Here is a 15,316-nt window from a genome sequence, read left to right as displayed (position 1 = left end):
CGGTATGGTCATAATGATTGCCGCAGATATATAAAATGAATGTGCCGGTTAAAAAATTTTAAGGTGCAAGGAAAAGGGTGTTTTGCTTCATGAATGTTTTTCAATTATTCGGGGAAGAAGTGAAGGCCATTGTCGGCAAACCGAAAAATATTATTTTTATGCTTGCCGTGATGTGCATCCCGCTCCTTTATGCGGGTATGTTTCTCTACGCCTTCTGGAATGCCTATGGAATGAGCGGACATCTGCCGGTTGCCGTCGTCAATCAGGATCAGGGCACAATGCTTGACGGAAAGCATCTGAATGCAGGCAGCGATCTGGTTTCGAAACTTAAAAAAGATAATCATTTCGACTGGCAGTTTGTCAGCAATCAGAAGGCGAATGACGGGTTTAAAAATAATCGTTACTTTATGGTTGTCCGGATACCGGCAAGCTTTTCGAAAAATGCTACAACTTTAGTCGATAAAACAGTCAGACCGGCCAATCTGTACTACCAGATCAACTCCGATTATAATTTCGTTGCCGCTAAAATGGCAGGAACCGGGCTGAATACACTGAAAGCGGACGTATCGTCTCAAGTTACAAAATTATACGCTCAGTCGATGTATGCCCAGCTGGATAAACTTTCGCGCGGCCTGAACACTGCTGCTCAGGGATCGAAGGATCTTGCGAAAGGCGGCGGCCAGGAAGTTGCCGGCCTGAATCAATTGAAAAGCGGTTTTAAAAGTCTGATGAACGGCACGAATCAGCTCGCCGATGGCTCCGGGCAGCTCGCCGGCGGCACGGCGAAGCTGAATACGGGATTAAAAACAGCCGCGAACGGTACGAACCAGCTCTACAGTCAGACCCGTTCAAATAGTGACAATATAGCAAAGCTGGCGGACGGCGCCAATTCGCTTGCGAATAATCTTAACCGGCTGAACAAAGGTGCGGTGCAGCTTGCCAATGGCTCCGGACAGCTGGCTGGCGGATCAAAGTCCCTGACAAGCGGAGTGGATCAGTATCTTGCCGGACTGAATCAATTCCAGCAAGGGATGCAGCAGGAAAAAGACGGACTGGACCGGCTGAACAGCCGGCTCGCCGCTTCAAAACCGCAGATTGACAGTCTTACCAGCCAAATGAATCAGCTGAGCGGCGGAATTAATCAGGTCAACAGCGGCACCAATCAATTGGCCAATGGGGTAAACCAGCTCGCTGATCAGAAAACAGGGGTTCCGCAGCTTTATTCCGGAATGATTCGTTTGCAGGAGGAAGTAAATGGCCTGGCCGATCAGCTGAGCGGTACGAAGCCTGAAAATCTTGATCAATTAGTCAGCGGGCTTAAGAATTTGACAGCGGGCATTAAAAATATGCAAAGTCAGGTGAATGATCCGACGACCGCTGCTGCGCTTGGGCAGCTGCAGCAAAAAATCAGTGATGATCTGACGAAAATCGTTCAAAACGAAGCGAGCAGCAATGGGGAAATGATCAGTACGATCAACTCCGATGCCAGCTTAACTCAAACTCAAAAAGACAATTTATCCGCTCAGATTGGCAAGATACAGACAACGGAACAGCAGGCAACAGTATCTCTGGTTAAAGAGATAGGCAGCAATTTAACGGCTATAAGCAGCAGCCTGTCCACGCAGACGAAAAATTTAAATAGCGGTCTGAACAGCTTTTCAGCAGGCTTAAACGGTGTTAGCGGCCAACCGGGATTGACCGCAGGCGTCACCGAATTAGTCAATGGGCAGAAACAACTGACCGCAGGAATAGTAGCAAACGGGACCAGCGTGACACTTCAGTCCGGGGTAAACCAACTGGCCGCAGGGATAACGGATTTGAGAAACAATGTTGTCGGCGTACCCGGACAAAATGGAATGAACAACGGGAGCCCGAGCCTGTCTCTTGGCATGCAGACACTGCAAAAGGGTACGAATACATTGGCTGATCAAGTCAATTCAAGCCGCTCGATAGAACAAATGACCGATCAGTTAAATGAGCTCTCTTCCGCCGTAACCCAGCTCGACAGCGGAGTGACACAGCTTAGCAGCGGTTCTCAATCGTTGCAATCTAATTTTGCTAAATTAAGCGATGGAACGCATCGGCTGATTGCCGGAATGAACACCCTACAGACCAATCTGTCCAAAGTTCCGGGTGCGACTCAGGCACTGGAAAAAGGTGCCGGCCAGCTTGCGGCAGGCAACAGCGAACTGAATCAAACCTGGCCTCAGCTGGTTGGCGGCATGAAGTCGCTGCAGACCGGAACGAATCAGCTTGTTTCCGGGAGTAATCAACTAGCGACGAATATGAATACTTTAAACAGCGGCGTCTCCAGCCTTTCAAATGGTCAGGACCAGCTTGCCGGCGGAACAAATCAACTGGCTTCCGGTGCGCAGAAAATTTATAACGGCAACAAGACACTGGGCAGCAATCTATCCGGTGCGCACAGCCAGCTTGCCGCTACGCCGACAGACAATGCCCATGCTGCTAAATTTTCGCAGCCGGTGACGGCGATCGACGGGACGCATCAGTCGGTCGACACATTCGGATCGGGCTTTGCTCCTTATTTTATCTCGCTCGCGTTTTTTATCGGGGCATTGATACTGACAATCATCTATAATCTCGGGCGTCCGGCGGGCCTTTCTCAAAATGGCGCAGCCATAGCATTGAGCAAGTTTTTGGTCACGATACTGATGAGTATCGGCAGCTCGTTTCTGATCGATTTCACGGTTCTTAAAGGACTCGGGCTCAATGTGTCGCATCCGTGGACGTTTGTCGGCTTCAGCGTGCTGACCAGTGCGACCTTCATGGCGATTATCCTCTTTCTTGCCGGGACGTTCGGTAATGTCGGTCAATTCATCGCTCTGGTTATCTTGATTCTGCAGCTCGTTACCAGCAGCGGAGCCTATGCTGTTCAGCTGATTCCGAGCCTGATTCAGCCTGTCGCCCGCATCCTCCCGATGACATACAGCGTCGCCGGATTCAGAAATATTATCGACGGCCGTCAGCAGGCGATGCTTGCCCAGAATGCGCTTATTCTGGCCGGATTTCTCGTCTCTGCACTCGTGCTGAGCATGATCGGCTTTACGGTGAAATTCCATCTGAATAACAGACCGCCGAGAACGAGCGCTTCGTATCGGGAGACGACGGCCGAATCCTAAAAAATGAAAAACAACGGCTGGGGAAAAAACCGCCGTCGGGCTGTGATCGGCCCGTTCGGCGGTTTTTTCCTTGTCTGATGATTCTATTCAGCCTGATTCATTAAAGATTTTCAATCCGTCCGATATAATGGACGGTAAAAGTGCCGTTATCATACACAAGTTTGGTCACGCTCGTATTCGGAATCGACGAAACCCGCTTGTCCCGGTCCAGGAGAGAAAAGAGCAGACAGTTGATGAACAGTCCGTGGCTGACGGCGAGAACGGCGGACTGTTTGGAAGCGGCAAGCAGATTCAGGACCTCGGCAACCCGTTTTCTGACGTCGCCATAACTCTCCGCAAGTCCGGCGCTGTCCAGCTTCTTCAATATATCCAGCCCGCGGACTTTTAATTCATCCGGCGAATCTCCGCTGATCACAAGATCGCCCGTTTCTTCGCTTACCCGCTGCCACATCAGGTTGTTCGGGCCTCCTTCGAACATGCCGAAGCCGACCTCGCGCAGATCGGCGGTTTCAACGAGGGGCACATCGGGGCTTGCCGAATGTGACAGAATAAGCTTTGCGGTCTGCCTGGCTCTCCCGAGATCGCTCGTGAAGGCGGCATCAAACACGATGCCCTCTTTCTTAAAGCGTGCGCCTAATTCGGCGGCCCGGCGCGCCCCGGTTTCAGTCAGCGGCGAGTCGGAGCATCCCTGCACCTTATTCAGTTTGTTAAAAAGCGTTTGTCCATGCCTGACGAGATAAATTGTTTTCATTCCACATCCTCCAGACAATAATCGTGGGTAACATTTTTCTTCTCTCTGAGATAAAACGGTTTTAAAAAACAATGGACGTGTTAAGCTTAGCGTAAAAGGGGTTTTCTTGTAAAGAGGCCGATCCTCATTTCACCTGCAGGAGGCCCGGCGCCGGGCGAAAAAGAAACTTCGCTTCGTTTGGTGCCGCTGGCCGGGCTTTGTTCTGGACGAATGCATGGAACCGTTTTAAGATATGAAAAAGAGATCGGTATTTAACCGGCGAAAAGGGGACGGATGATGAAATACATCAATAACCGCGATATTCTTGATCAGACGCTGAATTTTGCACTGGAAGAATTCGCACTGACACATTTGGACAGAGACGAGACTTATCTGATGTTCTACCGGATGACGCCGACCGTGATCGTCGGGCGCAACCAAAATACGATAGAAGAAGTCAACATGGATTACATTCGTTCTCACGACATCACTGTGACCCGGCGCCTGTCCGGCGGCGGAGCCGTTTATAATGATCCCGGCAATCTCAGTTTCAGCTTCATCACCCGCGACGACGGCGACAGTTTCAATAACTACCGCAGGTTCACCGAACCGGTCATCCGGGCGCTGAAACATCTCGGAGTCGATGCACGGCTCGAGGGGCGCAACGACCTGACCGTGGACGGGAAAAAAATATCCGGAAATGCACAATTTGTGACGAAAGGGCGCATTTTCAGCCATGGGACTCTGCTCTTTGACGTGAATCTCGAAAATGTTTCGCTTGCGCTGAATCCGGATGCCGAGAAGTATGAATCCAAAGGGATCAAATCAGTACGCAGCCGGGTAACCAATATTCGCGAGCATCTGAGCGAAGATATGGATATCCGCCAATTCAGGGAAACGCTTCTGCACTATCTTTTTGAAGGCGAAAATAAAATACCGGAATACGCGATCACCGACGAGGACTGGATCCATATTGTCTCGCTTGCGAAAAAGCGCTACCGCAACTGGGAGTGGGTATTCGGGAAGTCGCCGGAATTCAATGTCAAAAAGAGCAGACGTTTTTCCGGAGGGCGGGTGGACGTCCGTCTCGCTGTAAAAAAAGGCTATATTGAACATCTTTCGATTTTCGGGGATTTCTTCGGCACGGAAGATGTAAGCGAGGTCGAACGCCTCCTGACCGGCATTCAGTATAAAAAGGACACCGTTGCCGATCGCCTGAAGACACTCGATGTCCATCAGTATTTCGGTCAGATCGGTTTTGATGACATCATTTCTCTCATGTTCTGACAGTCAGGGGCGGCATCTTTAAAGCCGTGCAGCGTCTTAGAGGACAGCGGAAAAGAGACGGACACCGTCGATTTTAAGCAGCCTCAGAAAGGCAGGCTTGTTCTAAAATCCGGGGCGGAAAACTAAGCTAAGAATGGCCGGTCTGTCAGCGCCCTGAGGAGCGGCTCAGTCTTTGCTAAGCTGAAGGGGAGGATCTTTTTGAGGAAAGCTGCCTTTACAGGCTTTATTGTTTTTTATTTCATTTATATAATGCTGATGGCCGGTTATTTTTTCGTCTGGTCGAAATCCGGCCTTCCGCCCGGCATCAAAGGAACCCCGGCCGATCCGTCACAGTTTATGAACGGGCGTCAGCTTGCCGAAAGTACAACCTATAATGCCTGGCGCCACTTTTTGTCCTTTGCGTCTATTCCGCTTGAATGGGCCGTCTATCTGTTTGTGCTGATTTCGGGTTTCTCGCAATGGCTGAGACGGCGCGCCGAAGGACTGTCCTCCCTTTTCCTTGTCCGGATCTTTATTTGTTTTGCGATACTGTCGCTGATTTCCGCTGCCGTTTTTTTCCCGGTTAATTTTGCCCAATATCAACTGTCCGTCCACTACGGAATATCCGTTCAGCATTTTTCGGACTGGATCCGGGATCAGGGCATTTCTTTCGCGGTCGACGGCCTGATTTCGTTGATTACACTCACCGTTATTTTCTTTTTTATCCGCAGAAATCCGCGGAACTGGTGGCTGCCGGTCTGGCTGCTGTCCGTACCGTTTATTGTGTTTATCCTCTATCTGCAGCCGGTTGTGATCGATCCGCTTTATAATCACTTTCAAAGCCTGCCGAACGGTGAACTGAAAAGCGAGATTCTTAATCTGGCGTCCCATGCGGGCATTCCGGCGAACAATGTCTATGAAGTCGATATGTCGAATCAGACGAATGCTATGAACGCCTATGTGAATGGAATCGGCTCGCATCTGCGCATTGTTCTCTGGGATACGACCGTTCAGAAGCTCAGCCGTCCCGAAGTCCTGTTTATCATGGCTCATGAAATGGGGCATTACGTGATGCACCATATTCTCTGGGGTACGGTTGCCACACTGGCCGGGCTGTTCATCGGACTTTTTCTTGCCGCCAAAGGGCTGCTTTGGACGGTTCAGCACTGGGGTCCGCGATTGAATCTGGCGCATCCCGGCGATCTGGCGGCTCTGCCCCTTGTCCTGCTGCTGTTTTCACTTCTTTCTTTTGCCGGAGAGCCTGTTCAGAACGCCGTTTCGCGTCAGTTTGAGCATGCGGCCGACGTTTATGCCATTCAGATGACACAGAATCGGCAGGCGGCCATTTCTTCATTTCAAAAGCTCTCGGCAGCCAGCCTCGGCGAAATGAATCCCCCGGCATTGGTAAAATTCATGCAGTACGATCACCCGACCATGCTTGACCGGATAAATTATCTGGAACATGCAAACTTAAAAAAGTGAGTGGAGCGGCATTTGCAATTAAAAATTTTTGCCTGTTTTTTCTTCTTCGGGAAGTCTTCCCACTCCGTCTGTTTGTGCTAAACTAAAAAAGACGACGGATACGGGCCGGAATTTAAACACGGTCACGGCCGGACTCTTTGCCCGAAGTTATTCAAACGAAAAGAAAAATAGAAAGAGAATTGAGGAAATCAGGATGACAAGTGAAAAAAAAACGGTTGCTGTGCTTTACGGCGGCAGATCGACGGAATATGAGATTTCACTCTTAACCGCTTATTCGGTCATAAACGCCATGGATCTGGAAAAATACAGAGTGCTTCCTGTCTATATTCAGCAGGACGGGCGGTGGATTGCGGGATCCGAGATAAAAAAGAAACTGGAATATAAGGATCAGCTGCTTCTTAAAGAAGATCAGACGCTTGAAACAAATGCGGAGCACTGGCTCGCCCCATCTGCATCAGCTGCGGCCATTAATAAGCGGCCCGATGTTGTCTTCCCGCTGCTGCACGGACCTAACGGTGAAGACGGAACCGTGCAGGGACTGTTTGAGCTGCTGAATATCGCTTATGTCGGTTCCGGAGTTTCGGGATCAAGTGTCGGGATGGATAAAGTGCTGATGAAGGACGTCTTTTCAGCACATGGGATCCAGGGCCCCAAATATTTGTCCGTTCCTCGTTTTGACTGGGAAAGCGATGCCCCGTCTGTCATTCTTGAAGTTAAAAATTCGATTGGCTACCCGTGTTTTGTGAAACCCGCCAATTGCGGATCGAGTGTCGGGATCAGCCAATGTCTCAGCGAAACCGACCTTTCTGCCGCGGTGGAAGAAGCTTTCCGATTCGACACAAAGGTGATCATCGAAGAAAAAATTGACGGGCGCGAAGTGGAAATCGGCGTGATCGGCAATCACAGCCTTTCTGTCTCCGTTCCGGGAGAAATAAAAACCGGAGAGGCGGATTTCTATGACTATCAGTCGAAGTATCAGGAAGGAAAGAGCACGCTGATCATTCCGGCCGATCTGCCGGGCAAGGTCAGGGCGGAGCTGGAAGACGTCGCAAAAAGGGCTTTTGTCGCTTTGAATCTGTCCGGTTTGGCCAGAGTCGATGTTTTTATACGGGAAGGGGATCATCGTGTCATCCTGAACGAGGTGAACACGATGCCGGGTTTCACTCAATTCAGCATGTTTCCGCTGCTGTGGCAGCATACGGGGATATCTTACCGGGATCTGATTGAAAAACTGATCGATCTCGGCATTGAGAAATTCAGGGAGAAACAGAAAATCCACTATCGGATTGATGAGTAAACATGAGGATGGAGGAAAAAGACAGGAGCGGCTTGTTTTTGAGAGCCGGAAAAATCCGGGAAAGCTTCTGCAAATGAAGCTGACGCGCATATGTTAAAAGCGCGGGGATCATGCAGGGCCTGTTCCTGACGCGTGTTCATGAAACGGAAGAGGGTGTCTCGATTTTCCGATATCGAGACACCCTCTTTAAAATGCACCTTGAATTGCTGCTCAATGAAGCCTGAATGCAAAAACCATCGATGAACAGATGCTGTTCATCGATGGCCCGGCGGTGAATTAATGAATAACGGTAATTGTCAGTGTCCTTTGCCCAAAAGCCAGTGCGGCAGCTTTCGTCGGGAAATGGACGTCGATCCGGTTGCCTCTGATGCTTCCGCCGGTGTCTGCCGCGATATATGTGCCGTAGCCCGGTATGACAACTCTCGAACCGAGAGGGATAACGGAAGGATCAACGGCAATGACTTTCGCACCTGAATTGCCGCCCACATTCGTTCCGGTTGCCGTCAGACCTTTGAGCGCATAGCCCGTAGCGAGAACAGTCAAAGTATTGCCTGCCGGTTTCGGAGCCTGCCGTGCTGCAGCTCCGGGTGTGTATGACACACTTTGGACGGCTGCCTTTTGAGGCTGGGGAGCTGCCTGTGCAACAGGAGCCGCCGCCTGCTTCGACTGAGCCTGCTGCTGAGCCGCCACCTGCCGAGCCTTGGCTTCGGCCGCCGCTTTTTCCTGCTGTGTTATTTCTGCGGCTTTAGCCTGAGCGGCTTTCAGCTGGGACTGATGGTAATAAATATTATAGAGCAAAGCCGTCGTTTCGGTATTCGCTTCGCCGCTGCCGGATAGTTTCTGATCTGCCTGAAAGCTGTCTATCGCTTTAAGCGTCAGATCTCCGAATACTCCGTTTATTTCGCCGTGATAATAACCGAGTTGTTTCAATTCCTCCTGAAGTTTGGCAATGGATGGACCTTTGTCTCCTTTGCGGAGCGTGTTCAAGGTATTATTAATGTCCTTTCCGCCTGATTGTTTCTGAGGAACCTTTACGGCAAATCCTACAGCTGCTGATTCAGTACTTTCGGTTTTCATCGTGTGACTATCATTTGTACTGCTCGTCTTGGCCAATGCGATGGTTGTCGGTGTCAGGACACCGATACACACCGCGAGACCGGTCACCGCCGTCAGCCTTTCAATGATATTCATAAATGTAACCCTCCTTATTGTGCAAACCACGCCTGAAAGGCAATGATTTACATCCATTGGTAATTGTAAGCGTTGAATATCTCATCCGTGTTTTAGCGAGATTACAGTTTTGTAACAATGGAATACGGTTTTGTGAATTTGTCAAGATTGTTTTGACCTTTTTTTCGTCTTTTTTTTATGTAAAGATTTCCAAAGATGTGCCGGCGTGTCTCATGCAAACTGCTTTTTTTGGGCCTAGCAAAATGGATTATTTTTTGAAATCTGTTGAATATTTTTCGACTTTGGGTTAACATCGACTTGTTTTATTATTTATCATGAAATTTGTTGACAGCCGGCACAGGATTAGACCGGCGATCAGGGGGAGAAAGGAAATGGAGGAAAAAAAGGTCAATGAGTCGCGTTCGGTTACGTCTGTGCACGTTATGCCGAGCGACACGAATAACCATGGGACGTTTTTCGGCGGCAAGCTGATGATGTACGTAGATAACATCGGGGCAGTCGCAGCGATGCGCCATGCCCGCCAAATGGTTGTTACGGCTTCGATCGATTCAGTAGATTTTCTGTGCCCAATCAGAGCAGGATCTTCAGTTTGCCTGGAGGCTATTGTCACTTGGACACACCATACGTCCATGGAAGTCTTCGTAAAGATTATTACAGAGGAACTGAAGACAGCGAAACGCACATTGTGTACGACTTGTTTTCTGACCTTTGTTGCGGTCGATGAAAATGGAAAGGCCATCCTGGTTCCCGGAGTGGTTCCTGAAAGCGACGAAGAGAAGATGCTGTACAAAAGTGCGGAGAAACGCTATCTTCATCGCCAGAACAGGAGAAGCGAGACAAGAAATTTTGTGTCGAGACTGACATTGAAAAAACCGTGGGATCGTTGAGTCCCGATTGATCGGTATTTATGAAACGAAAAAAAAAGGCATCTCAAAGTCGAAAAGCCGACTGAAGAGATGCCCTCTCTTTTAACCTGGATTCCCGGGAAATGATAACAAGGTATCTGTAAGCAGCACCGATAAAGGATTGTCAGATAAATGCTTCTGTTTAATCAGTATAATTATACAAGTTGATATAGCTCCAAAAACACGTTAATATCAGGCTTTTTCATGACCTTGGTATAAAAACACGGGAATGCAGGTTTTATATAATAATGCCGATCGGACGAGCCTTCCGGTCAGACGATACTGCGTTTCTGCAGAAAGTTTCTGAGGCGCGTGTAGACCGGAATCATCAGAACGGTCAAGGCGGCACCCTTAATGATATTGAACGGCATAACACTGTAGACGATCAGCGTCAGCAGGCTGTCAATGCCGTGATTGACGGCCTGAGCCTGGGATACGGCCATATTCACACTGAATCCGAGGAAAAGGGCGTATCCCGGGAAAATGACAAAATAATTGGCAACCGACATGATCGCCGTCATGATCACAGTTCCGAGAACCATTCCGATTGCGAGCGAAGCAATCGACGGTCTTTTATGGTAAAAATACCAGGAAACGAGGATCAGTATCGATCCTGCCGAAAAGTTGGCGAATTCCCCGACCGGAACGACGGTCAGCGAACCTGTGAGCAGAACATGAAGAATGTTTTTAATGGCCTCAATAGCGACTCCGGCCCCCGGACCAAGCAGAAGTGTACCGATCAGTGCCGGAAGATCGCTGAAGTCCAGCGTCAGAAATCCCGGCATCATCGGAATCGGAAAAGCAATTAACATGATCAGGAAACCGATGGTAGCCAGCAGTGCAACCAATACCAATTTTTTTAATGATGCTTGTTTCAAGATAATCACCCCATATTTTTTTATAATTGGGGGACGATGTGAAGCGCACTCCGTTCTTGATCCTGATTCACGGACATTTCCCATTGCCGGTTTTAAGAAACCGGATGCCGTTTTTCTGCGGCTGGTCCGGCTGCAGGGTCCCGGTTGAGACAAAAAAGCCCAAAGGATTTTTCCTTTGGGCTTTTTTAAAACGAAGGGCCGCCGCTCCACTGCGGAAAAGCAGCCTTTCTCAAGAAAATGCACGTTAAAACGCAAAAATGCGTCGGCACATCATCCTTCTCCCATCCAGACTGTACTGTCGGTTCCGGATTTTCACCGGATCAACCTTTCGGCTCGCGGACTCTGGAACACATTCCATTACCGCCGGTCGGGAATTTCACCCTGCCCTGAAGGAATCTCATATTCAGCTAACAGCTTCATTATACTTTTTTTTGTAAAATCCGGCAATACTTTCATTCAGAAAAACCGGCAGGATCGGTTGAATAAAGGCCGGTGAAAATAAAAAAAGCGTCTCCGTTCAGAGACGCACCGCTACTCAGATAAAATGATCAAGCACTAATCCAAGAGAGAGAAGGAACCCGAACAAAGTCTGCATTTGTGCGGTTGCTTTCATTGCCGGCATCAGCTGGATGGACTTCGTTTTGCCGTGAAAAAGCCTCGTTGCCTGAATGGCCTTGGGAAGGCTCGCAAACACGATCAGAATCCAAGCGGATTCCACGCGGAAGGCCATGAGACCGATCATCCAGAGGTAAGAAAAAGCAAAGAGGGAAGCCAGCAGATGAATCGCTTTCGGGCGCCCGAGCAGGACGGGCAGTGTCCGCCGCCCTTTTTTCTTATCGCCGGTCAGGTCGCGGATATTGTTCGCCATATTAATCCCGCCGACCAGAATGCCGATTGGAATCGAAATAAGAATACAGCTCAGCGTCAGCGTTTCCGTCTGAATAAAGAATGAAATCCAGATAATAAAGACACCCATGAACAGACCGGAAACCAGTTCCCCAAACGGGGTATAAGCGATCGGATAGGGGCCGCCCGAATACAGATACCCGGTCAGGATGCAGACCGATCCGACGGCAGCGATCCACCAGCTGCTTTCAATGCAGATATACACACCGATCAGCATGGCGGCAAAGCAGAGGCTGAGAGCCAGATCCAGAATCATTTTCGGGCGGAACCCGTCCCGGACGATGCTTCCCCCGATTCCCACGGATTCTGCCGTATCCAGCCCCCTTTTAAAGTCGAAATACTCATTAAACAGATTGGTCGCAATCTGTATCAGCATCGATGCAATAAGCATGGCAATAAAGAGCGGGATATTCAGTTTCCCTGAAGGCAGTGCCAGAGCGGTTCCGAGTGTAACGGGAACAAATGAAGCCGTAAGTGTGTGCGGACGCATCATGCTCCACCATCTTCTGAAACCTGTGTTTTTTTCCGGAATTTGTTCGCCCATGTGCAATCTCTCCCAGTAAAAGTTATCCGGCAGGCCGACGGCATAGATCAAGCGGTTTATGGAAAACCACCTGCCGCAAAAATCCGATTTTCGACAAAATCGACAAGATTCCTCTTTTCAGTTTATGGAAATCGGCCCGATGTGTCAATATTCAAAACGGCGGCTGCCGGGCGAACTTGCAGAAAAAGCAGCGGAAAAGTCTCATAAAAGCCGTCTGGGAAAAATTGTAGATGTTAAGAGAGAAATTACCGGGAGTATTTAAGGCAGGGTACAGATTCCGTGTTTAACGAATGGAAAGGATGAAGAAGCGCTTTTACGGATTGACGGAGGGAGGGATGCTTGCTTCGGAGGTGCGGGAAGGCTGAGGAAAGCGCGTGTTCAGCAAGGTCCGGAGCTCATTGCATTCGACTCCGGTCAGGGTAATGCCCCGCCCCATCTTTTTCTTGCCGGGAGCCCAGCTTCTGATGTCGTATTTTGCATCCCGGTCGTTCCAGCTGACCAGGTTCAGTTCCTTTGTCCAGCCTCCGGATTCCGTAGCCAGTACGCCGAAATGCCGGATAATGCTGAAATGGAGTTCTGAATTTTTTTCTGCCATAACAATCACCTCTATCAATTTTTTTGAACAAATGTTCTGATATCAGTTTAAACACAAACAGATGTTCTGTCAATGCGGATACACAGAAATAGGACGGAAAAGACCTTTCATGTCATAATTTTGCTATAATGGCACTAAAAGCGTACCGGCCGTCCGGCATGAGAAAGCCCGGGCAGAGAGGTGGGGGAGAAACATGCTTCGTTATACACTGGCCTTTATCAGATATCGGGATGAAATCTTAATGATTAATCGGGAAAAATCGCCCTGGCAGGGAGCGTGGAACGGAGTCGGCGGCAAGCTGGAGCCGGGGGAGACGCCCTCTGAATGCGTGATCCGGGAAGTCCGGGAAGAGACCGGTTTAAAAATCGGCCGCCCCGTCTATCGGGGAACAGTGACCTGGAACCCTGATGAAGAAGAGGCACAGGGAATGTATGTCTTTGTGGCCGATATCGGCGATAAAGATGAACTAGAGACTCCGGAAAGGACAAGAGAAGGAATTCTTGAATGGAAAAAAGAAAAATGGCTGCTCTCGGCAGCAAACTTCGGAACCGTTCCGACCCTGCGCTATTTTATGAAGGATGTCCTTGACATTGCGCGCCGGGGCCCGGCGGACTATCATTGTACGTTTCACGGCGACACAGTGGTCCATTCTGAAATCCGGCCTCTTCCCGGGCATGCTGTACATTCCGGGAGGCCTTCATAATTGCCTTGATCGTTTTTATAAGGGCCCGGTTAAACTTTTGTTTAGGGGGGATCCCGGAACTGCCGGGTTTTTCTCCATTCCTGTTGATCCGTTTAATGAAAAAAGGGCGCTAAAATTAACATGGCTATTGAACAAAAAATCAGAGAATGACTAACTTTTTTCGGTAATTTTTCTTTGCCGGCTCCTTTGTAAAATCCGGAAAATTGCAGTTTATTTCTATACAATACAAAAAGCAAAGTAAGAATTGATAACCCTGCTAACCAGGCACCGCCGGTATGATCTACGTTTATTCCAAAACCCGCGTATATTAATTTCACAGAAGTTCCCATTAAGCTGCCGAGGATGGAAAGTATTGCTATAATACGGATTAATTCCAAGATGGCTCTCATACCATTCATTCCCTTCCCGGATTCTAAAAACTGAGTACCGCCTCAACTCATGTATCCCGCCGGGCCGCGGCGCGAAGACCATCGATTCTTCTGAAGAGCGGTCGCTCTGCATGTGGCAATATATTCCTCTCAATGTTCATGCGGGCGGCGGTTTATTCTTTCGAAAAAGGGGAAGTCATGCACGGGCGGCAGTAAATGGCGGAAACGGCCGATCTTTTTCTCCGGCCCGCCGTATTTCTACGAATCATGGCAAAAATCGCCGGGAAAATGCCGGCTAGCGACAATAGGGCGCCGCTTATCATTAGTAGAGTGCAAAATAAGCGCGGCAGATCGACAGTAACGGCCAAAAATCGACAGTAAACGGACTGGAATCAATAAGTGCGAATAATCAGATCTGGATGAGCCAAAGGATACTCGAATCCTAAAATAAACTTGCAAAATTCATATACTCCTAAAATAAACTTGCAAAATTCATATACTAATTTTATTATACTCATCGGTTCAGTTATTAAATAGAGACTGTACCTTAAACTTTGACAGCCGTAAACTGTCACGGGCCGCCGGGGTGAAGAAATAGGCTCCGGCCGATGAAGCCTTCGCATCCGCCGAGTAAAAAGGCCGAAACTGCGCATGATAAGCGCAGGAGGTTGATCAAGGTGAATATCGGCAAGATTTTCTATTTGTTTTGTGCGCTGCTCGCCCTTGCCGTTGTCGTCTATGAAAATCACTGGGGACACGAGGTCAATGCGAAGAGCAGTCAGAGTCAGAAGCTGATTGTGCCGCTTATTGACGGAAAGGGCGAAGAACTGGGCGAAGCCGTCCTTACCGAAACAGAAAAAGGAGTCAGCGTTGCACTTCAGGCCGAAGGGCTCAGGCCGGGGCTTCATGCGATCCATTTTCACGAGGTCGGGAGCTGTACGCCGCCCGACTTTATGTCGGCGGGCGGCCATTTCAATCCGGAGCACAAACAGCACGGATTGAAAAATCCTCTCGGCCCGCATGCCGGCGATATGCCGAACATTTTTGCCGACAGTCACGGAAAAGTGAAGACGGTCATTTTCAATCCGCGTGTGACGCTTGAAGAGGGTAAAGAAAATTCTCTGAGAGACGCGGACGGTTCTGCTTTGATCATCCATGAAGCCGGCGACGATCAGCAGACGGATCCGTCGGGCAATGCCGGGAGCCGCGTTCTTTGCGGCGTCATAAAATGAGGGGCTGTCTCAAAAGCCTCCTAAAAACAAAGAACCGAGTGGAATTCGCACAAAAATTCCGCCCGGTTCTTTTTATGAT

Annotated in this window: 13 protein-coding genes and 1 riboswitch; of the genes, 7 read left to right on the top strand and 6 right to left on the bottom strand. The window is 49.2% G+C overall.

The window, feature by feature from the left end; genetic code table 11:
* The first annotated feature begins 89 nt into the window (after positions 1-89).
* Positions 90-3,140: a YhgE/Pip domain-containing protein gene (locus OYT88_RS02045; RefSeq protein WP_274397690.1), complete on the top strand. Its 3,051-nt coding sequence runs from the start codon at positions 90-92 to the stop codon at positions 3,138-3,140.
* A 100-nt stretch (positions 3,141-3,240) separates the two neighbouring features.
* On the opposite strand, the gene OYT88_RS02040 is transcribed toward OYT88_RS02045, so the two are convergent.
* A complete protein-coding gene (locus OYT88_RS02040; RefSeq protein ID WP_274397689.1) occupies positions 3,241-3,891 on the bottom strand; it encodes a histidine phosphatase family protein in 651 nt (216 codons plus the stop codon).
* 276 nt (positions 3,892-4,167) lie between these two features.
* On the opposite strand from OYT88_RS02040, the gene lplA reads away from it, so the two are divergent.
* From lplA to OYT88_RS02025, 3 genes are all read left to right on the top strand, one after another.
* Complete coding sequence (gene lplA / locus OYT88_RS02035) at positions 4,168-5,157, top strand: lipoate--protein ligase (protein WP_274397688.1); 990 nt, start codon at positions 4,168-4,170, stop codon at positions 5,155-5,157.
* A gap of 198 nt (positions 5,158-5,355) precedes the next feature.
* The gene (locus tag OYT88_RS02030; protein WP_274397687.1) at positions 5,356-6,618 is read left to right on the top strand and encodes a M48 family metallopeptidase; all 1,263 of its coding nucleotides are present in this window, start codon (positions 5,356-5,358) and stop codon (positions 6,616-6,618) included.
* 193 nt (positions 6,619-6,811) lie between these two features.
* On the top strand, positions 6,812-7,915 hold the full coding sequence (locus OYT88_RS02025; RefSeq protein ID WP_274397686.1) for a D-alanine--D-alanine ligase: 1,104 nt from the start codon (positions 6,812-6,814) through the stop codon (positions 7,913-7,915).
* 276 nt (positions 7,916-8,191) lie between these two features.
* Here OYT88_RS02025 and OYT88_RS02020 read toward each other — a convergent pair whose 3' ends face one another.
* Entirely contained in the window at positions 8,192-9,106 is a 915-nt protein-coding gene (locus tag OYT88_RS02020; RefSeq protein WP_274397685.1) for a 3D domain-containing protein, read from the bottom strand.
* 371 nt (positions 9,107-9,477) lie between these two features.
* Between OYT88_RS02020 and OYT88_RS02015 the strand changes: the two genes are divergently transcribed.
* Complete coding sequence (locus tag OYT88_RS02015; protein WP_274397684.1) at positions 9,478-9,993, top strand: acyl-CoA thioesterase; 516 nt, start codon at positions 9,478-9,480, stop codon at positions 9,991-9,993.
* Between the two features lie 290 nt (positions 9,994-10,283).
* Here the strand turns inward: OYT88_RS02015 and OYT88_RS02010 are convergent, their stop codons facing one another.
* From OYT88_RS02010 to OYT88_RS02000, 3 genes are all read right to left on the bottom strand, one after another.
* Entirely contained in the window at positions 10,284-10,889 is a 606-nt protein-coding gene (locus OYT88_RS02010) for an ECF transporter S component (RefSeq protein WP_443029718.1), read from the bottom strand.
* A gap of 269 nt (positions 10,890-11,158) precedes the next feature.
* A riboswitch (FMN riboswitch) is annotated at positions 11,159-11,287 on the bottom strand.
* A 137-nt stretch (positions 11,288-11,424) separates the two neighbouring features.
* On the bottom strand, positions 11,425-12,339 hold the full coding sequence (locus tag OYT88_RS02005) for a 1,4-dihydroxy-2-naphthoate polyprenyltransferase (protein ID WP_274397682.1): 915 nt from the start codon (positions 12,337-12,339) through the stop codon (positions 11,425-11,427).
* Between the two features lie 313 nt (positions 12,340-12,652).
* The gene (locus OYT88_RS02000; protein WP_274397681.1) at positions 12,653-12,934 is read right to left on the bottom strand and encodes a YdbC family protein; all 282 of its coding nucleotides are present in this window, start codon (positions 12,932-12,934) and stop codon (positions 12,653-12,655) included.
* Positions 12,935-13,127: 193 nt separating this feature from the next.
* Between OYT88_RS02000 and OYT88_RS01995 the strand changes: the two genes are divergently transcribed.
* Positions 13,128-13,637: an NUDIX hydrolase gene (locus tag OYT88_RS01995; protein ID WP_274397680.1), complete on the top strand. Its 510-nt coding sequence runs from the start codon at positions 13,128-13,130 to the stop codon at positions 13,635-13,637.
* A 92-nt stretch (positions 13,638-13,729) separates the two neighbouring features.
* On the opposite strand, the gene OYT88_RS01990 is transcribed toward OYT88_RS01995, so the two are convergent.
* Positions 13,730-14,026 carry a hypothetical protein gene (locus OYT88_RS01990; RefSeq protein ID WP_274397679.1) on the bottom strand — a complete coding sequence of 99 codons (297 nt, stop codon included), beginning with the start codon at positions 14,024-14,026 and terminating at the stop codon, positions 13,730-13,732.
* Between the two features lie 656 nt (positions 14,027-14,682).
* Between OYT88_RS01990 and OYT88_RS01985 the strand changes: the two genes are divergently transcribed.
* Entirely contained in the window at positions 14,683-15,237 is a 555-nt protein-coding gene (locus OYT88_RS01985; RefSeq protein WP_274397678.1) for a superoxide dismutase family protein, read from the top strand.
* Positions 15,238-15,316: the final 79 nt, after the last annotated feature.

This window comes from Sporolactobacillus sp. CQH2019, from assembly GCF_028765345.1.
GTDB lineage: Bacteria > Bacillota > Bacilli > Bacillales > Sporolactobacillaceae > Sporolactobacillus.
The sequence above is the reverse complement of the archived record's forward strand: the minus strand, read 5'-3'. Positions and strand labels throughout refer to the sequence as shown.

What these genes read in the sequence shown, in the direction of transcription:
- OYT88_RS02045 (WP_274397690.1), top strand. Translation starts at nt 90, where the DNA reads ATGAATGTTTTTCAATTATTCGGGGAAGAAGTGAAGGCCATTGTCGGC.
- OYT88_RS02040 (WP_274397689.1), bottom strand. Translation starts at nt 3,891, where the DNA reads ATGAAAACAATTTATCTCGTCAGGCATGGACAAACGCTTTTTAACAAA.
- lplA (WP_274397688.1), top strand. Translation starts at nt 4,168, where the DNA reads ATGAAATACATCAATAACCGCGATATTCTTGATCAGACGCTGAATTTT.
- OYT88_RS02025 (WP_274397686.1), top strand. Translation starts at nt 6,812, where the DNA reads ATGACAAGTGAAAAAAAAACGGTTGCTGTGCTTTACGGCGGCAGATCG.
- OYT88_RS02020 (WP_274397685.1), bottom strand. Translation starts at nt 9,106, where the DNA reads ATGAATATCATTGAAAGGCTGACGGCGGTGACCGGTCTCGCGGTGTGT.
- OYT88_RS02015 (WP_274397684.1), top strand. Translation starts at nt 9,478, where the DNA reads ATGGAGGAAAAAAAGGTCAATGAGTCGCGTTCGGTTACGTCTGTGCAC.
- OYT88_RS02005 (WP_274397682.1), bottom strand. Translation starts at nt 12,339, where the DNA reads ATGGGCGAACAAATTCCGGAAAAAAACACAGGTTTCAGAAGATGGTGG.
- OYT88_RS02000 (WP_274397681.1), bottom strand. Translation starts at nt 12,934, where the DNA reads ATGGCAGAAAAAAATTCAGAACTCCATTTCAGCATTATCCGGCATTTC.
- OYT88_RS01995 (WP_274397680.1), top strand. Translation starts at nt 13,128, where the DNA reads ATGCTTCGTTATACACTGGCCTTTATCAGATATCGGGATGAAATCTTA.
- OYT88_RS01990 (WP_274397679.1), bottom strand. Translation starts at nt 14,026, where the DNA reads ATGAGAGCCATCTTGGAATTAATCCGTATTATAGCAATACTTTCCATC.